Origin of the sequence: Bacillus sp. FSL K6-6038 (assembly GCF_038050455.1) — a bacterium.
In the GTDB taxonomy this organism is placed as follows: domain Bacteria; phylum Bacillota; class Bacilli; order Bacillales; family Bacillaceae_G; genus Bacillus_A; species Bacillus_A pseudomycoides.
The window spans coordinates 5,092,742-5,112,154 of sequence record NZ_JBBOUH010000001.1 but is presented as its reverse complement, the minus strand read 5'-3'; the positions used below and the strand labels follow the sequence as shown (position 1 = coordinate 5,112,154).

At 35.7% G+C, this 19,413-nt stretch carries 18 protein-coding genes; all 18 read left to right on the top strand.

Annotated features, from left to right (window positions below):
- Positions 1-203: 203 nt before the first annotated feature.
- The 18 genes from NSQ40_RS26900 to NSQ40_RS26815 all read left to right on the top strand — a co-directional run bounded on the left by NSQ40_RS26900 (position 204) and on the right by NSQ40_RS26815 (position 19,406).
- On the top strand, positions 204-440 hold the full coding sequence (locus NSQ40_RS26900) for a DUF1146 family protein (RefSeq protein WP_003202077.1): 237 nt from the start codon (positions 204-206) through the stop codon (positions 438-440).
- 52 nt (positions 441-492) lie between these two features.
- Positions 493-1,200, top strand: coding sequence for a YwmB family TATA-box binding protein (locus tag NSQ40_RS26895; protein WP_003202079.1), 708 nt, complete (start codon positions 493-495; stop codon positions 1,198-1,200).
- Positions 1,201-1,235: 35 nt separating this feature from the next.
- Entirely contained in the window at positions 1,236-2,540 is a 1,305-nt protein-coding gene (gene murA / locus NSQ40_RS26890; protein WP_003202081.1) for a UDP-N-acetylglucosamine 1-carboxyvinyltransferase, read from the top strand.
- Between the two features lie 248 nt (positions 2,541-2,788).
- Positions 2,789-3,802: a stage II sporulation protein D gene (gene spoIID, locus NSQ40_RS26885; RefSeq protein ID WP_003202083.1), complete on the top strand. Its 1,014-nt coding sequence runs from the start codon at positions 2,789-2,791 to the stop codon at positions 3,800-3,802.
- Between the two features lie 241 nt (positions 3,803-4,043).
- The gene (locus NSQ40_RS26880) at positions 4,044-5,660 is read left to right on the top strand and encodes a long-chain fatty acid--CoA ligase (protein WP_003202084.1); all 1,617 of its coding nucleotides are present in this window, start codon (positions 4,044-4,046) and stop codon (positions 5,658-5,660) included.
- Between the two features lie 125 nt (positions 5,661-5,785).
- Positions 5,786-6,793, top strand: a complete 1,008-nt coding sequence (locus NSQ40_RS26875; RefSeq protein WP_003202086.1) for a LytTR family transcriptional regulator DNA-binding domain-containing protein — start codon at positions 5,786-5,788, stop codon at positions 6,791-6,793.
- A gap of 188 nt (positions 6,794-6,981) precedes the next feature.
- Positions 6,982-7,824 (top strand): ABC transporter ATP-binding protein, encoded by an 843-nt coding sequence (locus tag NSQ40_RS26870; RefSeq protein WP_003202088.1) that lies wholly within the window; start codon positions 6,982-6,984, stop codon positions 7,822-7,824.
- Entirely contained in the window at positions 7,824-8,531 is a 708-nt protein-coding gene (locus NSQ40_RS26865) for an ABC transporter permease (RefSeq protein ID WP_003202092.1), read from the top strand. The genes NSQ40_RS26870 and NSQ40_RS26865 overlap by 1 nt, the downstream gene beginning before the upstream one ends.
- 162 nt (positions 8,532-8,693) lie before the next feature.
- A complete protein-coding gene (locus tag NSQ40_RS26860) occupies positions 8,694-9,617 on the top strand; it encodes a M23 family metallopeptidase (protein ID WP_097795144.1) in 924 nt (307 codons plus the stop codon).
- Positions 9,618-9,758: 141 nt separating this feature from the next.
- On the top strand, positions 9,759-9,893 hold the full coding sequence (locus NSQ40_RS26855; RefSeq protein ID WP_042511388.1) for a hypothetical protein: 135 nt from the start codon (positions 9,759-9,761) through the stop codon (positions 9,891-9,893).
- Positions 9,894-10,222: 329 nt separating this feature from the next.
- Positions 10,223-10,495, top strand: coding sequence for a sporulation transcriptional regulator SpoIIID (spoIIID, locus tag NSQ40_RS26850; protein WP_018781193.1), 273 nt, complete (start codon positions 10,223-10,225; stop codon positions 10,493-10,495).
- 162 nt (positions 10,496-10,657) lie between these two features.
- Positions 10,658-11,659 carry a rod shape-determining protein gene (locus NSQ40_RS26845; protein ID WP_003202097.1) on the top strand — a complete coding sequence of 334 codons (1,002 nt, stop codon included), beginning with the start codon at positions 10,658-10,660 and terminating at the stop codon, positions 11,657-11,659.
- Positions 11,660-12,008: 349 nt separating this feature from the next.
- Positions 12,009-12,404, top strand: a complete 396-nt coding sequence (gene tagD, locus NSQ40_RS26840; protein ID WP_003202099.1) for a glycerol-3-phosphate cytidylyltransferase — start codon at positions 12,009-12,011, stop codon at positions 12,402-12,404.
- A gap of 6 nt (positions 12,405-12,410) precedes the next feature.
- Positions 12,411-13,577 carry a CDP-glycerol glycerophosphotransferase family protein gene (locus NSQ40_RS26835; protein ID WP_141521832.1) on the top strand — a complete coding sequence of 389 codons (1,167 nt, stop codon included), beginning with the start codon at positions 12,411-12,413 and terminating at the stop codon, positions 13,575-13,577.
- 131 nt (positions 13,578-13,708) lie between these two features.
- Positions 13,709-16,213, top strand: a complete 2,505-nt coding sequence (locus tag NSQ40_RS26830) for a glycosyltransferase (protein WP_258248642.1) — start codon at positions 13,709-13,711, stop codon at positions 16,211-16,213.
- A 133-nt stretch (positions 16,214-16,346) separates the two neighbouring features.
- Positions 16,347-17,354 (top strand): NAD(P)H-dependent glycerol-3-phosphate dehydrogenase, encoded by a 1,008-nt coding sequence (locus tag NSQ40_RS26825; protein WP_098158662.1) that lies wholly within the window; start codon positions 16,347-16,349, stop codon positions 17,352-17,354.
- 46 nt (positions 17,355-17,400) lie between these two features.
- Positions 17,401-18,600: a CDP-glycerol glycerophosphotransferase family protein gene (locus NSQ40_RS26820; protein WP_033796563.1), complete on the top strand. Its 1,200-nt coding sequence runs from the start codon at positions 17,401-17,403 to the stop codon at positions 18,598-18,600.
- 2 nt (positions 18,601-18,602) lie between these two features.
- A complete protein-coding gene (locus NSQ40_RS26815; RefSeq protein WP_033796564.1) occupies positions 18,603-19,406 on the top strand; it encodes an ABC transporter permease in 804 nt (267 codons plus the stop codon).
- Positions 19,407-19,413 lie beyond the last annotated feature (7 nt).

The window sequence follows — 19,413 nt, the reverse complement described above, 5'->3', positions numbered from 1 at the left end:
GTAAAGTGAAACTTTCGTTAGCGCGAGACCTTATCCTTCACGAATGTGATGCTCGAACAAAGTAGACTTTAATAGGTAGTGCCCCTTCTTTCGGAGGGATACTTTATACTGCCTGTTTGGGCGGGAAAAAGTGTGGTTTCCATTTATATGGGATCGTTTTGCATCCTAGGTGATGGTAAGCCAAACAAAAGGAGTCGATTTTTTTGGCGCAACTTTTAGGGCAACAAGCACTGATTGCGATTGTTTCGCATTTATTGTTTATTACCATTACATGGTGGGCCTTACAAGGTATCCATATCGAACGCCTGATGAAATCTGGAAAGGTATTGCAGACGAGGATTTTACTCATTCTTGTTACGATTGCCATTGGGACATCTGTCAGCAACTTTTTTCTTGATTATTTAGGGTATTCGAAGAGTTTAACGTATTTAGTCAAGTAAGTGTATAGAACCTCATATCTCCGTTAACAATGGGGATAGGAGGGGATGAAACTTGAAAAGCTTAAAAACAATTCTTATTGTTGTCGTAAGTATTGTCGTATTCTTGGTCGGGTATAAAGAGATAAAGCCCGTAAGTGACGAAGAGAAAATGGAGAGTATGATCGCAGCTCTTGAAAAAAATGGAGCAGAGGTAGAGCGGTGGTCATGGTTAGCACGAGAAACCAAAACCATTTCTAATATACATACGTTTCAAAAATTGTTAAATGAAGTGAAAGAAAAAGCGGATATTCAAAAATGGGAATTGGAAACATCTCATGATGGATATAAAGCAACAGCATACAAAAAAAATTCTTCTTATGAAGAACGAATAGTAGTAACTTGGAGTAAGGAAAATAGTAAAGAAAACACTTTCATTATCTTTGAAGCAAGCGGGTCAAAATGGGACCCTAAAAACATTCGGGAAATGGATAAAATTTTTAGTACAAAACCTACAATTTACACTTGTGTTCAAGGTGTACTGAGTGATAAGATTGAAGGTGTTTTGCAAAATAAAACCAATCAGGTTTTGAAAGATCTTTCAGCAAGAGCGATCGAGAAGATAGAAGAAAGAGCATTTGTGTCAGTCTCCGCATATAATAAAAAGTGGAATGACGCTCTTTCAACAAATAGAGAGAAAATCAATGTGCAAATAGCAATACGCTCTACAGACAGCAAAGATACAATTGTGGTTGGCACACCGATCATAACTTCTGAGTATTGAATAGATATTGAAAAAAGGACACGGAGGGGAATAAATTGGAAAAAATCATCGTCCGTGGCGGAAAGCGGTTGAATGGCACAGTGCGTGTTGAGGGCGCAAAAAATGCTGTATTACCTATAATCGCTGCAGCCCTATTAGCGAGTGACGGAAAGAATGTACTATCTGAAGTACCAGTTTTGTCTGATGTATACACAATTAATGAGGTATTACGTCATTTAAATGCTGAAGTCGTATTTGAAAATAACCAAGTAACAATTGATGCTTCAAAGGAGTTAAATATTGAAGCGCCATTTGAATATGTACGTAAAATGCGTGCGTCCGTTCAAGTAATGGGACCACTATTAGCACGTAATGGTCGTGCTCGTATTGCACTTCCTGGTGGATGTGCAATTGGTTCACGTCCAATTGACCAACATTTAAAAGGCTTCGAAGCAATGGGAGCGAAAGTAAAAGTTGGTAATGGCTTTGTTGAAGCTTATGTAGATGGACAATTACAAGGCGCGAAAATTTACTTAGACTTCCCAAGCGTAGGTGCAACAGAAAACATTATGTCTGCTGCTACATTAGCAAAAGGGACAACAGTACTTGAAAACGCAGCAAAAGAACCAGAAATCGTTGACTTAGCTAACTTCTTAAATGCAATGGGAGCAAAAGTACGCGGAGCTGGAACTGGAACGATTCGTATCGAAGGCGTTGATAAATTATATGGTGCACACCATTCTATTATTCCTGACCGTATTGAAGCAGGAACGTTTATGGTTGCAGCAGCAATTACTGGTGGAGACATCTTAATTGAAAATGCTGTACCAGAACATTTACGTTCTATCACAGCGAAAATGGAAGAAATGGGTGTTAAGGTTATTGAGGAAAACGAAGGCGTACGTGTTATCGGCCCAAGTAAATTAAAAGCCGTTGATATTAAAACAATGCCTCATCCAGGTTTCCCAACAGACATGCAATCACAAATGATGGCATTGTTATTACATGCGGATGGAACAAGCATGATTACAGAAACGGTATTTGAAAACCGCTTCATGCATGTGGAAGAATTCCGTCGTATGAATGCAGACATCAAAATTGAAGGCCGTTCTGTTATTATGAATGGACCTAACAACTTACAAGGTGCAGAAGTAGCAGCAACTGACTTACGTGCTGCAGCGGCATTAATTCTAGCTGGTTTAGTATCAGATGGTTACACACGTGTAACAGAATTAAAACACCTTGATCGTGGATATGTAAACTTCCATGAGAAACTAGCGGCATTAGGTGCAATAATTGAACGTGTAAATGAAAAAGTAGAAGAAGTGACGAAGCAACAAGTTTCTGACCTTCACGCTTAAGTTTGAGTAGTCTCTATGTCTTTTTGACATAGAGGCTATTTTTATTGGGCTATTATTGTTATAGTCAACAAATTCCTTTTTTATGCCTGTCCACCTGAAAAATTTAGAAAATTCTTTCCTTTGAAATTGAATCCTGTCATATCAGTACTTTATATTTTCCCTTTGCAGAAGTTCCTCCCGATATGTTCTAAAAGTTTGCCACGTTCCATAAGAATGAAATGAGTCTAATTTCATAGCGGGGGAAAAAGATGAAAATTTCAAAGCCACTTTTCATTACAATGGCGCTCTTAGTGGCGCTCGTCATTATTGTACCGACCGTACTTGTTATTCCGTTTACGAAAGCGAAAGTAAGTCAGCCGCCCGAACATCCTCCAGCCATGCAAAGTGTGCCAGCTCCTAAAAAGGTAAATACTGCTGTCCAAGTTACTGTGTATCGTAATGCACAAAAGAAGGTAGAAACGATGCCGATGGAAGAGTATGTTACAGGTGTAGTAGCTTCTGAGATGAATGCTAGCTTTGAAATGGAGGCATTAAAAGCACAGGCATTGGCAGCGAGAACATTTATTGTACAGCGTATGCTAGGCGGAAGTAAGAAAAACAATGCGGATGTGACAGATACGGTTAATGATCAAGTGTACAACAGTAAAGAAGAGCTAAAGAAGACATGGGGCAAAGATTATGAGAAAAATTTGAAGAAGATTGAAGAAGCTGTGTCTAAAACAGCCGGACAAGTTTTAACTTATGATGGTAGTCCCATTACGGCGTCCTTCTTCTCAACAAGTAACGGTTATACAGAAAATGCTGCAGACTACTGGGGGAGCGACTTACCATATTTAAAAAGCGTAGACAGTCCATGGGATCAAGCTTCTCCAAAATTTGCGAGTGAGCAAATTTTTACTGTAGATGATTTTCAAAAGCGTCTTGGCGTAAAGGTGCTTGCAAATGGAAAAGTCGGTAATATAAAAGACCGTACAGAAGGAAAACGGGTGAAGGATGTAGAGTTTCAAGGAAAAACGTTAACAGGGAAAGAAGTACGAACAAAACTGGGATTACGCTCCTCTGACTTTACATGGAAACAACAAGGAAAGAGCATTGTCGTCACAACGAAAGGTTTCGGCCATGGCGTTGGCATGAGCCAGTATGGTGCCAATGGAATGGCGAAAGAAGGGAAAGGATATACGGATATTGTTGCTCATTACTATAAAGGTATCGAAATTAAAACGCTAAACGAGTATGAAGGAAAGTTAATGGCGAAGAACTGATGCTTAAGGGTTACTGACAGTTGGGTGCTGCTCGTTTGAAAATATATCGGCGCTTTTTGGAATATATCAACTGTTCGACAAAACTTAGTGATTATTTGACAACAAAGGAGCTCATCCCAATGAGCTCCTTTTGTCATTATTTGTAGAAAACGAAAGAAATGTTAACGGCTTTTGTCTCGTTTTGTTGTGTTATAATACAGTTGTATGTGTATATATAAGATAATAACAGGGGGCATGAAATATGATGATGGATGTACCACTTCTCATTCCAGCAATGATGGAACGGGCGGAGAAATATTTTTCAAAAAAGGAAGTTGTTTCGCGCACTGCATCGCGTATTCAAACATTAACATACGGAGAGATTGCGAAGCGGACAAGACGGCTTGCTAGTGTACTAAATAAAATGGGGATTGATAGAGGGGACAAAGTTGGAACAATCGCTTGGAACCATCACCGCCATTTGGAAGCATATTTTGCAATTCCAGGAATTGGGGCGGTGTTACATACGATTAACTTACGGCTCTCCGCAGAGCATATTTCTTACATCATTAACCACGCCGAAGATAAAATCATTCTCGTTGATGAAGATATGGTTCCTGTATTAGAAAGTATTCAACACGAAATTCCTCATGTGAAAGCATTTATTATTATGACAGATGATCACGAACTACCTCACACAACACTATCACCAGTATATCATTACGACAAACTACTCGAAGAAGGCGACGAAACATTCCCATTCATAACAGACTTAGATGAAAAAGAACCTGCGGGTATGTGCTATACTTCCGCAACGACAGGAAAACCGAAAGGCGTTGTGTATACACACCGTAGTATTGCACTCCATAGTTATACGCTCGGCCTTGTGGACGGCGGGAATCTATCAGAAGTAGACACTTGTATGCCTGTCGTTCCGATGTTCCATGTAAACGCATGGGGGCTTCCGTTTGCAGGTACATGGTTCGGCACAAAGCTCGTCTTACCAGGACCACACTTTACACCGGAAATATTAGCTCAGCTTATTGAGCGTGAGAAAGTGACAATTACTGCTGGTGTACCAACAATTTGGATTGGGTTACTGCAAGAGCTTGAAAAATATCCGTATGATATTAGTAGTATTCGTACGATATGGTCAGGTGGATCAGCAGCACCAGGAAGCATGATTCGCACATATGAGGAGAAATATGGAATTGCTTTTAGGCAAATATATGGAATGACAGAAACAAGCCCAGCTGTTGTAATTAACTGTCCAAAGTCATATCAGCGCGATTTACCGAAAGAAGAATATTATGAACTACGCTCCCGCCAAGGTTACTTATTCCCAGGCCTTGAAATGAAGGTAATTGGTCAAGAAGGGGAGATCAAATGGGATGGTGAAGAAATGGGAGAGCTTTGCCTGCGCGGACCTTGGATTGCGGGTAGTTATTATAACGATGAACGTACAGCAGATTCCATGCAGGATGGCTGGTTACATACAGGAGATATTGTAACTGTTGATCCAGAAGGGTTTATTAAAATTGCTGACCGTACGAAAGATTTAATTAAAAGCGGCGGTGAATGGATTTCCTCCGTTGATTTAGAGAACGCTTTAATGGCACATGACAAAGTACTAGAGGCATCTGTCGTTGCCGTGCCACATGAAAAATGGCAAGAACGCCCTGTTGCCTGCGTTGTCTTAAAAGAAGGACAAACAGTAGAACAAGAGGAGCTCTATGCATTATTAGAAGACCAGTTCCCGAAATGGTGGATGCCGGATGACATTTTATTCGTGGAAGAGATTCCAAAAACATCTGTCGGGAAATTCCTGAAAAGGGCACTTCGTGATCAGCTGAAAAGTTATATGGTGAAGCAGCAGTAATAGTTGTATGCTAAAATCAATCAAAAAGGAGCTAATTTAGCTCCTTTTTATTTTTGAGATAAATATCATAATCTTCCATTAACTGTTTGGTATAATGAGATAAAAACTCATCTGGAGGAGAAAACATGGCGTTATTGGAGTTAAAACAATTGGGTAAGACGAACCAGTTGCAGGCGATTCAGCTTGAAATTGAAAAAGGGCAATGTGTTGTGCTGCAATGTAACAATCATACGGCGAAGATTTTACACCGCATTATAATCGGTGAAGAAGAGGCATCGGCTGGAAGTGTTTTATTTGACGGGGAACCGATTCAAAAGCAAGTCTACTCGCGCATTGGTTTTTGTTTTTTAAAAGATGAGGCATATAACCGCTTAAAAGTAAAAGAATACTTCGCCTTTTTATCCGGATTGTATGACTCGAATATTAGCATAGAAGAAGTTGTCCAGTATGTTGGTTTACTAGATAAAATGAACGTCAAAATTGAAAAGCTATCATTTTCTGAAAAACGCCGTCTTCACATTGGGCGGGTCATGATTCATAATCCGGATTTAATTATTTTTGAAGAGCCAGAGCAAAATGTAGATATAGAGAGTACAATTATCATTCGAAAAGCAATTATGAAGATGAAAGAACAAGGGAAGGCCATCTTTATTACATCATCCTTTTTATCGGATGCACTTTCTTTAACAGAAGATGTGTATGTATTAAATCCAGATGGCGTTAAAAAAGTAGAAATCGAACAGGAAGAAGGGGAAGAGATAGATCAAGAAAATATCGTTCAAATGATTCCACAAATGAAGCTCGAAAGAATCCCAGCAAAAGTGAACGATAAAATCATTTTGCTTGATCCGATGGAAATTCATTTTATTGAAACGCAAAATGGAACAACGCATATTCATGTTCGCGAAGGGGACTTTGTATGTGCGTTAACATTAAGTGAGTTAGAAGAAAGATTAAAAGGTTTTGGATTCTTTCGATGTCACCGCTCTTATCTTGTTAACTTACAGCGCGTACGAGAAGTGATTACTTGGACTCGTAATAGCTTTAGCTTAATCTTGGATGATGAACGAAAAAGCTCTATTCCACTTTCTAAAGGTCGAATGGATGAATTAAAAGGTGTCATTGGACTATAATGATGCTCCAGTAAGCGGAAAATAGGATTCATTCACCGATAAAAAGACTCCTTTTACCGGTATTTTACTGCGTAACCCCTTTGTTTTTCATATGATTGAGCCAAGAACAGCGAACACAACAAGCCGAGGCGGCAAACGAGTCGCTGAAGCGAAATTATCTATAGAAGAAAAACAAAGGGGATGACAAAATGATATTGGCAATTGAAATGAAGGATGTAATGAAAACCTTTAATGAAAAAACAGCACTTCGAAATGTAAGTATTGAAGTAAAGCAAGGAGAAATCTTCGGGTTTCTAGGACCAAGTGGATCAGGGAAAACAACAACAGTGAAAATTTTAACTTCCCAATTGCTTCACAGTGTTGGAAAAGTGAAAGTACTAGGAAAAGATATTACAGGTCCAAACAGCATCGATTACAAACGAATTGGTATTTTAACAGATAACAGTGGTCTATATGAAAGACTTAGCATTTATGATAACTTACTATTATTTTGCGACTTATACGATTGTCCTAAAGAAAGAATTGATGAAGTACTATCCCAAGTGAATTTATTAGAAGATAAAAAAACACCAGTCAAAAAATTATCAAAAGGGATGAAGCAGCGCGTTACGCTAGCACGAGCAATTCTGCATAAACCGGATATTCTCTTCTTAGATGAACCAACATCAGCACTTGATCCAGTCAACGTCCAAAACATTCATAACATCTTAAAGGACCTAAATAGAGAAGGAACAACGATTTTCTTAACGACGCACAATATGGATGAAGCAGAAACGCTTTGTGACCGCATTGCTTTCTTATGCGGAGGGGAAATTGTAGCACTTGATACACCAGAAAATTTAAGACTTCAATACGCGAAAGACAAAATCGAAGTCGTGCTAAAGGATAAGAAAAAAGAAACGGTGAAAAAAGACGAATTAGGCGCAAAACGTATTTCTGAGTGGATGAAAAATGGTGAATTATTATCGATTCATTCTTATGAGCCAACACTAGGAGATATCTTTATTGAAGTAACTGGGAGGGGATTATAATGACATTTTCAATGAGACGTGTATCGGCGATTTTACGGAAAGAGATGCAGGATTTGAAGAATAACGCACAAATATTATTAATGGCGATTTTACCACTTGGATTGGCATTGTTTTATAAGCAAATGGGACAAGGGAAGGAGTTTATGGGAGGCTTTGTAATCGTCATGATATTATGTATGGTTACAACAATCTCACAGGCAACTCTTATTGCGGAAGAGAAGGAGAAACATACGTTACGAGTGCTTATGCTATCTCCTGCTTCTCCATTTGAAATCATTATTGGAAAAGCACTACCAATCATTGTTTTAACGTTTGCTATAAGTTTTCTTAATTTATTTATACTAGATGTTTTACAAGGGAATATGTTGTTCATGTTTCTGTTAGTGTTATTAGGAACATTAGTGTTCATCATATTTGGGACAATTATCGCTCTTTTAGCTAAAAATTTAGTGCAAGTTTCTGTTATTGCATCACCGGTTGCAATGGTCTTACTCATGACTCCAGTTTTAAGTAATGTTATAAAAAATGACATTTTGAAAAACATACTATCGTATCTACCGACTAATCATATTTTTGAAGCGTTCGTAAGTGTTGTGGAGGGGAAAGGCTTCTCTGCAATTGCTGCAAATCTAATCAATGTCTCTATTTGGTTAGTCATTTCAATTATTGTTTGCCTCTTCGTCTACAAAAAGAAACAACTAGACTAAAAAACTGAGCCAATCCGCTCAGTTTTTTCTTTTTTCTATCATTTCCTCGGAAATTCCGCAATTCCTATACATATTTTTACAGATTTTGTCGAAAAGTAATTAGTTATAGGTTGTATAGGATGAATGAATATTGTTCAAAATGATTGCTGAGGTGATGATAGAATGCGAGGAAGGAATAATAAAAAGTCGCAAAAGGTAGTTCATTTATTTCAAAAACGGTGGGTATTTCCGGCAATCTATATTGCATGTGCAGCGGTAATCTTGACGGTTGCTCTATGGTTCCAGGCAGCTAATCCAAAGAAAGCGCCTAATAAAGAGCAAAGTGCGCCGTATGGTCAAACGGAAAATCCAGTAGTACCAGTAACAAAGTCTTCAGAAGTTGTGAAAATGCCAGCTGCAAAGAATGTAGATGTTGTTGTGAAGAAGAAGTTTTATGAAGATGGAGCAGCAGAAGAGGAGCAAGAACAAGCACTTGTCTTTTATAACAACACATATTCTCCTAATAAAGGAATCGATGTTGCTGCGAAAAATGGAAAAGAATTCGATGTTACAGCTGCTTTAAGTGGTACAGTAACAAAAGCTGAAAAAGATTCGCTTCTCGGTTATGTCGTAACAGTGGATAACGGAAATGGTCTTGCAACATCTTATCAAAGCTTAGGCAGTGTAAAAGTAGAAAAAGGTGCAAAAGTTGCACAAGGTGAAGTATTAGGAAAATCCGGTCTAAGTGCAATGAATAAGGAAGCAGGTTCTCATGTACACTTTGAAGTTCGTAAAGATAATGTAGCTGTCAATCCAGAGCGTTACCTTAACAAACTTGCGACAGACGTAAAAGCAGAAGCAGGAGCAGCAAAAGAAACAAATGGTTCTGCTGATGAAAAAGGTAAAAAAGAAGAGAAATCAACAAGCGGTTCAGCTGACGAAAAAGGTAAAAAAGAAGAGAAATCAACAAGCGGTTCAGCTGACGAAAAAGGTAAAAAAGAAGAGAAATCAACAAATGGCGCAGCTGATGAAAAAAGTAAAAAAGAAGAAAAATCAACAAATGGTTCTACGGAATCATCTAGCGATTCTTCTTCTACACAAGAATAATAAAACGAAAAAATCAGCTCTCACTAGGGAGTTGATTTTTTTATTTTTATATAAAAATGATTCATTTCGAGAGGGAAATAGCAATAACAAGGAAATTTGACGGAATTCTCGAATATATATTAAGAAAAGGAGGGGATTACTCTGTCATTTGTATTTGTTCTGTCGATTGCCCTTATTTTGTTGTTTATTTTATTTACTTTATATTATTACATTGCCAGTAAGAAAGAAGTTCCCCACCATCAATTATTAGAAGAAGAATGTGATCATGAAGAATGACGCCTTTGACAAGAGGCGTCATTCTTTGGTTTTTGTAGGGCAATCCATCAAGTGAAAATTGTCATTGTTAACGTATTTCTCACACGAATTTGTAATTTTTCTTAACTTAGTCCGTAAAAATACCGAACTTGTAGCATATATCAGTAGTGCGGGCAATACAATGATATAAACCAATGCAAAGAGAGTGTTTGAGGTGAGAAATCGTGGGTCATTTCATTATAAATTCCAGAATGTTTAAAGCTTACAAACAGCACTCGAATTTACTTCTTAGTCATATGCAGCGAGTCTCATTTCACACTTCTCACATCCAATTTAGGGAGGCGAGTGGTGTGCACGATTACATCAAAGAGAGAACTATCAAGATTGGCAAGTATATCGTGGAGACAAGAAAAACAGTTCGTGTGATTGCAAAAGAATTTGGGGTATCAAAGAGTACAGTCCATAAAGATTTAACAGAACGTTTACCAGAGATTAATCCAGAGCTCGCAAATGAAGTGAAAGAAATTCTTGATTATCATAAGTCGATTCGCCACCTAAGAGGCGGGGAAGCGACGAAGCAGAAGTACCGAAAAGAAGATACAGAAAGAATCGTGCAGCAATAATTCATTATACGGCAAACATTCCTTGGTCATGACGGAACATTTTTCAGAAGAATTATCTTTTCAAATATTACGTTTTCGTTAAATTTATGATAAAATCAGAAATTAGGTGTAAAAGAATTCGGGTACAACCTGATTTTGAATATCAAGGAGGAAAACACAGGAATGTTTGCGAGAGATATCGGAATTGACCTAGGCACAGCTAACGTATTAATTCATGTAAAGGGTAAAGGGATCGTTTTAAACGAACCGTCTGTTGTAGCAATTGATCGCAATACTGGAAGAGTATTAGCGGTAGGTGAAGAAGCAAGAAGTATGGTAGGACGTACACCTGGTAATATTGTAGCGATTCGTCCGCTTAAAGATGGTGTAATTGCAGATTTCGAAATTACAGAAGCAATGTTAAAGCATTTTATTAACAAGCTGGACGTGAAGAGCTTCTTTTCAAAACCTCGCATTTTAATTTGTTGTCCAACAAACATTACATCTGTAGAACAAAAAGCAATTCGTGAAGCTGCTGAGCGCTCAGGTGGTAAAACAGTATTCTTAGAAGAAGAACCAAAAGTAGCTGCTGTTGGTGCCGGTATGGAAATCTTCCAACCGAGCGGAAATATGGTTGTTGATATCGGCGGAGGTACAACAGATATTGCCGTGCTTTCAATGGGTGATATTGTTACCTCCTCCTCTATCAAAATGGCTGGCGACAAGTTTGATATGGAGATCTTAAACTATATTAAACGTAAGTATAAGCTATTAATCGGAGAACGTACATCAGAAGATATTAAAATTAAAGTCGGTACAGTATTCCCAGGTGCACGTAGTGAAGAACTTGAAATTCGCGGACGTGACATGGTAACGGGCTTACCACGTACAATCACAGTATGTTCAGAAGAGGTTACAGAAGCATTAAAAGAAAATGCGGCTGTCATTGTACAAGCTGCAAAAGGTGTATTAGAGCGTACACCACCAGAACTATCTGCAGACATCATTGACCGCGGTGTGATCTTAACAGGCGGAGGCGCATTATTACATGGTATCGACATGCTTCTAGCAGAAGAATTAAAAGTACCAGTACTAATCGCTGAAAACCCAATGCACTGTGTTGCTGTTGGTACAGGCATTATGTTAGAGAATATTGATAAATTGCCACGTCGTATGTTGAAATAGTCATATAAAGGGTAGTAAAAAGTGCGAAGGAACTATTTCCTTCGCACTTTTTTTGTAAATAAAAGAAAGTAAGAGGAGGTTTGTAATACCAATTAAGAAAGCGTTTTCTTGTGCCGGATATGACAATAGTTGTTAGGTTATTGTCATAGTTTGTAAATAAAAATTATGGTATAATCATCTTTGTGAATTTCGTGTGAACTCAATGTAAAATCTATGTAAATTTGTTTTGGATTTACATTGGTGAATTTGAGTCGTTCTTACCATTCATAGGCGTAGGAGAAGCTCTAATTTAAATATACTTCTAAACTAAATAATTATAAAATAATAACATTTCACAGGGGGCACGATCATGAAAAAGGTTATTACATATGGAACTTTCGATTTATTGCATTGGGGACATATTAACTTATTGAAGAGAGCGAAAGATTTAGGAGATTATTTAATTGTCGCCGTTTCTTCAGATGAATTTAACAAATTAAAAAATAAAAAATCTTATCATAGCTATGAGAATCGTAAAATGATTCTAGAAGCGGTTCGGTATGTGGATGAAGTAATTCCTGAACATAATTGGGAGCAGAAAGTAAAAGACGTACAAAGCCGTGATGTGGATGTTTTCGTAATGGGCGATGACTGGAAAGGTGAGTTTGATTTCTTAGAGGAGCATTGCGAAGTTGTATATTTGCCACGTACAGCCGGGATTTCTACAACAAAAATAAAAAAGGAACTAGTACGAGTTGCTAGATAAGTGTACATGATTAGAGAATTGATGGTAGAAATCTACCTAATTTTATTTGGAATTTTACATAATATGATGCAAGTGTTTCCGATTAAAAAGAAAGTAACTTTTATTATGTCTTATGGTGAAAATTTATTTTTTATTTATGAGGAAATACAGCGTCAAGGTATAAATTACGAGGTGGTTTTTTTATATAAACCTACATGTAAATATGAGGTGGATAGCTACTCGAATGTGAAATCTTATAAATTTGAAACAAAGAACATACTTCACACTATTAAATCTATCTATCATTTATCCACTTCTCAATACGTCATTGTTGATAATTATTTTGGGTCATTAGCGAAAGTTAAATTTAAAAAAGGCGTAGATTGTATTCAAATATGGCATGCAGCAGGTGCTTTTAAAAAATTCGGATTATTAGCTCCTTCTTTTAAAAAAAGAAGTTTACGAGCCCAAAATAGATTTATGAATGTTTATAAAAACTTCCATAAAATTGTTGTAGGATCAGAAGCGCTTTCTGACATTTATAAAGAAGCTTTTGCTCTATCTGATAATAATATATTAAAAACAGGTATTCCGAGAACGGATTTGTTTTTTGATGAACGGAGACAACAGAAAGTTAAAGATAATATTTTTATAGTAAATCCAAATCTAAAAGATAAAAAGGTTATTTTATATGCGCCAACCTTTAGAGATAAAGAGCTAGTAGATTTTGATTTACATCTAGATATCGATGAGATGTATAAGCAATTGAAAGATGAGTATATCCTTATAGTTAAGTTGCACCCAGCAATACGAAATACATGTAATTACGAAGAAAAGTATGAAGGTTTTTTATATGATTATTCCCTTTATCCAAATATAAATGATCTATTTCTAGTGACGGATATATTAGTCACTGATTATTCCTCTATACCATTTGAATTTTGCTTATTAAATAAACCAATAATCTTTTTTGCATACGATTTAAAGAAATATATGAAAAAAAGAGGGATTATTGGTGATTATGTATCTGATGTGCCAGGACCAGTTGTATATACAACTGAAGAAGTGGTAAGGGTGATAACAGATGGTAGGTTCAAAATAGATAGTATAAATAATTTTACTTTGAAATGGAATGAGTATTCGATAGGTGATTCAAGTAAGAACTTTGTAAATATGCTTTTTAAAGAGAAATAGTAAGGTAGTCATGCATTCCTATAATAATGATGTGTTCGAGAGAAAGGTAAAAGATTTTTTATAGGAAGTATGCTTTAGAAATAGATTAAAGAGAGGTTTTAATATTGCAAATCAAGAAGAAGATTAACAGAATGAAAAATCGTATTAATTTTTTATCAGGTCCACTGAAAAAATATTCGAATGACCAAGGGTTTAAGAGAACTGTTAAGTATACAGATTTTTATGTGAAATTAGACTTGGATGAGAAAGTTATATTATATGAATCTTTCCATGGTAAAGGTATGACAGATAGTCCATACGCAATTTTTAAAAAAATTATCGATAATCCAGAGTATAAGGATTATACACATGTTTGGGCATTGAATGATGGAAATAACTTTTATGCTAAACGTTATGAAAATAAAAAAAATGTTAAGTTTGTTAAAGTTCATAGTGAAGAGTATTTAAAATATTTAACAACAGCGAAATATTTAATTAACAATACGACATTTCCACCTTATTTCCAGAAAAAAGAAGGGCAAATCTATGTGAATACTTGGCATGGAACACCTATTAAAACATTAGGAAAAGATATGAAGGGAGAAATAGGACAACATAAAAATATCCAAAGGAATTTTATGCATTGTGACTATATATTAAATCCTAATAAATTTACTGCAGATACTATTGTAAATTCTCATGATTTAGAAGGGTTATACAATGGCTATGTTGTTGATGAAGGCTATCCACGAATTGACCTTACTCTACAAGTAAACCCAGAAGAAGTACGAGGATATTTAAAAGAATTTGTAGAAATTGATGATACAAAAAAAATCATTTTATATGCACCAACTTGGCGTGGTGGAGTAAATCAGGTAAATAATATTAAAGATGAAATTAACAATATTGTTAAACAAATGTACTCTAAGATACCTAATGATTATCAACTCTTGTTAAAGGTTCATACATTGACATATAAATTTATTAAAGATGACGAAAGTTTACGAGAAATTTGTATACCAGATTGGGTGGATCCTAATGAGTTGATGTCAATAGTAGATGTTTTAGTGACAGATTATTCTAGTATATTCTTTGATTACATGGTAACAGAAAAACCAATCATTTTCTTAGCGTATGATAAGGAAGAGTATGAGGAACAACGAGGTTTATACGTTCAATTAGAAGATATGCCAGGTCCAATATGCCATACGGTAGACGAAGTTATTCATAGTATTGAAAACATTAAGAGTGTAAAACATGATTACAGTGTTAAATACCAAGAAACATTGAAAAAATATTGCTATCATGATGATGGGAATGCTACAGAAAGAGCGATTGACATTATTTTCAGAGAAAAGCATACAGCTAATGTATATAAAGTTACAAATGAGAATAAGAAAAATATTCTAATGTATTGTGGTGGATTTTTGAATAATGGAATTACTACGTCAGTTATTAACCTTTTGAATAATATTGATTACTCAAAATACAATGTGGCAGTTATTGATAAAGGGAAGTACGATCAAATTTCAAGAGATAATTTCAATCAAATTAATTCGAATGTGAAAAAGTTTTATCGAGTAGGTAGTTTAAACACCACTTTAAAAGAATCTTATCAAAATAACTATGTTATGAAAATGGGGCTAAAGAATGAAAAAGCTCAGAAGGTGCTACCAAAGCAACTATACAAGCGTGAAATTTTAAGGTTATTTGGTAATGCGGAATTTGATATAGCTATTGACTTTAGTGGATATGTCCCATTTTGGACATTGTTATTTGCGTTTGGAGATTTTAAAAAGAGAAGTATCTATCAACATAATGATATGTGGGCAGAATACTCCAAAAAAATTAAAGGTAAATTTAAGCATAGAGCTAATCTAAATATTATTTTCCCGTTGTATAAGGAGTTTGATAAAATAGTAGCTGTTGCAGAACACACAAGAAACTTAAATAGGAAGAATTTGAAAGATTATATTACACTAAAACAAGGTGTTTATGTCCATAATGCCATTGACCCTAATAAAGTACTTAAACAGATTGAAGAAGGCGACATATATAAATATGATGAGAAAGAATATTTATTAAAAGAAAATATTCACGGAAATGGTAAGCTTAAAATTACAGGAATTGAAATGCCTCAAAAAGAGAACATAAATTTTGTTAATATGGGAAGGTTGTCACCTGAAAAAGATCAAAAAAAGCTTATACATGCTTTTGCAAAAGTTACGGAACTCTATGATAATATTAGACTTTATATTGTTGGAGACGGAGTTTTAAAAGAAGAATTAGAGAATTTAGTGAGAGAAAAAAATCTAGAGGACAAAGTGATTTTTACTGGTCAAATGAGTAATCCTTTCTTACTTATTAATCAATGCGATTGTTTTGTTCTCTCATCTAATCACGAGGGACAGCCAATGGTATTGTTAGAGGCTTTAATACTAGGTAAACCTATTATTGCCACTGACATTGCAGGGTCAAGAAGTATTTTAGAAGAAGGTTATGGGGAGCTAGTTGAAAATAATACAACTGGTTTGGTAATTGGGATGCAGAAGTTTATATTAAATCAAACTTCTTTTAAAGAATTTGATTTTCAAAAGTATAATGAGCATGCTCTTGAAATGTTTTACGATGAAGTATGCGCTCTTAAAGAGGAATAGGATGTAATCAAAGTGAAAAATGTAATAGAATAATGAAATGTGGAAGCTAAGTGATTTACAATATAAATCACTTAGCTTCTTACGTAAATAGTGATGTTTCTAACGTTTTTAAGGTGGTAAGAGGGGGATTGTGTTGAAACAAACTACAGTAATTGGTGCAGGAAGCTGGGGAACAGCGTTATCTATGGTTCTTGCGGATAACGGACATGAAGTAAGAATTTGGGGAAATAAAGCGGAACAAATCCATGAAATTAATGAGAAGCATACGAATGAAGCATATTTACCGGGGATTCAACTTTCTAAAACAATAAAAGGATACGAGTCTCTAGAGGAAGTAATGGATGGGATAGATACGGTACTATTAGTTGTTCCAACGAAAGTGATTCGTAGTGTAATGCAGCAACTAAAGGACGTCGTAAAACAACCGATAACAGTTATCCATGCGAGTAAAGGAATTGAACCAGGATCATTTAAACGTATCTCAGAAATGATTGAAGAAGAGATGCCGAAAGAGTTAATAGAAAGTGTTGTTGTTCTTTCAGGACCAAGCCATGCAGAAGAGGTAAGTCTTCGTCATCCTACTACTGTAACTGCTGCGTCATATCATCTACAGGCCGCAGAAAAAACACAAAAGCTATTTATGAATACAAATTTCCGTGTTTATACAAATCGAGATGTGATTGGTGTTGAATTAGGCGGGGCACTAAAGAATATTATTGCCCTTGGCGCAGGAATCTCAGATGGTCTTGGTTACGGAGATAACGCAAAAGCAGCGTTAATTTCCAGGGGACTAACGGAAATTACACGATTAGGGTGTGAGATGGGAGCAAATCCGCTTACTTTTGCGGGATTAACAGGTGTCGGTGATTTAATTGTGACTTGTACAAGTGTTCATAGTCGAAATTGGCGAGCTGGAAATTTACTTGGTAAGGGTCATAATTTAGAAGAAGTATTAGAGAATATGGGCATGGTGGTAGAAGGTGTTCGTACAGCTGAGGCAGCATATCATTTAGCTGAAAAAATGAGTATTGAAATGCCGATTACGACTGCGATATATAATGTTTTATTTAATGGGAAAAATGCAAAAGAAGAGGTAGACGCATTAATGGGAAGAACGGGAAAAGGCGAGGTTTCGCGTTAATGTATCGTAAGTATGAAGCGACTGAATTAGAAGGTGTGTAAATAACATGGGATTTATAAGAAGAATAAAAAATCACCGTATTGTAAAAAAACTATGTAAGGCAGTATTTCTTTTCTGTAGTTGTTTGCCTCCCAAAAGGAAGTTAATTTTATTTGAGAGTTATTCCGGAAAACAATATAGTTGTAATCCACGAGCTATGTATGAATATATGTTACAAAATGACATGGACTTTCAAATGGTTTGGAGTGTAAATAAAAATTACACAGCGCAGTTTGATAAAGAAAATATCCCATATGTAAAAAGATTTTCAATTCGTTGGTTTATTTTATTGGCACGTGCGCAGTATTGGATAACAAATAGTAGAATGCCACTTTGGCTTCCTAAGCCAAGGCATACTATTTATATACAAACTTGGCACGGTACACCTCTTAAGAAATTAGCGGGTGATATGAAAGAAGTTCATATGCCAGGTACAACAACTGAAAAGTATAAGGACAACTTTCATCGTGAAGCACAAAACTGGGATTATTTACTTTCCCCTAATGTATATTCGACTGAAATATTTAAGAGGGCTTTTCAATTTCAAAAAACTGTTGTTGAAGCAGGATATCCTCGTAACGATTTCTTATATGTAAATAATAATTCTAAGGCAATCGATACATTAAAGAAACAGAATGGATTACCTATAGATAAAAAAATTATTTTATATGCCCCAACGTGGCGAGACGATCAGTTTTATAGTAAAGGTCGATATAAATTAGATTTACAATTAGATTTAAATCTTTTGCAGAAACAATTAGGTTCAGATTATATCATTTTGTTACGCATGCACTACTTAGTTGCAGAACAGTTTGATTTAGAACCGTATAAAGGGTTTGTGTATGATTTCTCTAAGCATGTCGATATAAATGAGCTGTATTTACTATCTGACTTGTTAATTACAGATTACTCTTCAGTCTTTTTTGACTATGCGAATTTGAAACGACCAATCATTTTCTACACGTATGATATTGACTCGTATCGTGATAAGTTAAGAGGTTTTTATTTTGACTTAGAGACAGAAGCTCCTGGTCCAGTTGTGATGAATACGGAAGAAGTGCTTGAGGAAATATTAAGATTCGAAACTCTAGGTTTAGGTGAATTTGCAGGGGAATATAATACCTTCTATAATAATTATTGTTATTTAGAAGATGGTTTTGCTTCTAAACGAGTAGTAGAGAAAATATTCTTCGGAGAGGCACAGTAAAGATGAACTCAATGATTATGGTATTAAAAGAACAGGTAAACAGTCTATATTTAATTCAACGTTTATCTATTTATCAAGTAAAAAGTACAAATAATAATAATTATTTAGGACTTGTGTGGGAAGTTTTGAATCCTCTCATACAGATGAGTATTTATTGGTTTGTATTCGGCTTTGGGATTCGGGGTGGTCAAGGAGTAAATGGAGTACCATTTGTTTATTGGTTATCTGCAGGGCTTGTTGTATGGTTTTTTGTACAACCAGCAATGCTACAAGCATCTAAGTCTATTTATACAAGGTTAAATATGATTTCGAAGATGAGTTTTCCAATGAGTGTTATCCCAAGCTTTGTAATTATGTCTAATCTTTATCAGCATTTGATACTTATCGGTATTGTGACAATTTTATTTTTAGTAACGGGTCAAGGTATTTCTATTCATTATATTCAGCTTGTTTATTATATGTTTGCTACCCTTATGTTAATATTTTCACTCTCCTTAATTACGTCAACGTTAGCAACAATTGTGAGAGATGTTCAAATGATTGTTCAATCAATTATGCGAATGTTGCTATACTTAACGCCTATATTATGGACACCTGAAAAATTACCATCGTTTCTTCAAAAAATTATGCAGTTAAATCCATTTTGCTATATTGTTGATGGATATCGGGCTTCCTTACTAGGAACAGGTTGGTTTTATGAAGATCTAAATTATGCACTATGTTTTTGGGGTTTTGTTCTTGTTGTATTATTAATTGGTGCAACGCTACATGTGAAATTTAGAAAGCACTTTGCAGATTATCTATGATGAGGGT

Excerpts from the sequence above, each read along its gene's own strand:
- spoIID (WP_003202083.1), top strand. The coding sequence starts at position 2,789 with ATGAAAATTTCAAAGCCACTTTTCATTACAATGGCGCTCTTAGTGGCG.
- NSQ40_RS26880 (WP_003202084.1), top strand. The coding sequence starts at position 4,044 with ATGATGATGGATGTACCACTTCTCATTCCAGCAATGATGGAACGGGCG.
- NSQ40_RS26875 (WP_003202086.1), top strand. The coding sequence starts at position 5,786 with ATGGCGTTATTGGAGTTAAAACAATTGGGTAAGACGAACCAGTTGCAG.
- NSQ40_RS26870 (WP_003202088.1), top strand. The coding sequence starts at position 6,982 with ATGATATTGGCAATTGAAATGAAGGATGTAATGAAAACCTTTAATGAA.
- NSQ40_RS26865 (WP_003202092.1), top strand. The coding sequence starts at position 7,824 with ATGACATTTTCAATGAGACGTGTATCGGCGATTTTACGGAAAGAGATG.
- NSQ40_RS26860 (WP_097795144.1), top strand. The coding sequence starts at position 8,694 with ATGCGAGGAAGGAATAATAAAAAGTCGCAAAAGGTAGTTCATTTATTT.
- NSQ40_RS26845 (WP_003202097.1), top strand. The coding sequence starts at position 10,658 with ATGTTTGCGAGAGATATCGGAATTGACCTAGGCACAGCTAACGTATTA.
- tagD (WP_003202099.1), top strand. The coding sequence starts at position 12,009 with ATGAAAAAGGTTATTACATATGGAACTTTCGATTTATTGCATTGGGGA.
- NSQ40_RS26835 (WP_141521832.1), top strand. The coding sequence starts at position 12,411 with ATGATTAGAGAATTGATGGTAGAAATCTACCTAATTTTATTTGGAATT.
- NSQ40_RS26830 (WP_258248642.1), top strand. The coding sequence starts at position 13,709 with ATGAAAAATCGTATTAATTTTTTATCAGGTCCACTGAAAAAATATTCG.
- NSQ40_RS26820 (WP_033796563.1), top strand. The coding sequence starts at position 17,401 with ATGGGATTTATAAGAAGAATAAAAAATCACCGTATTGTAAAAAAACTA.
- NSQ40_RS26815 (WP_033796564.1), top strand. The coding sequence starts at position 18,603 with ATGAACTCAATGATTATGGTATTAAAAGAACAGGTAAACAGTCTATAT.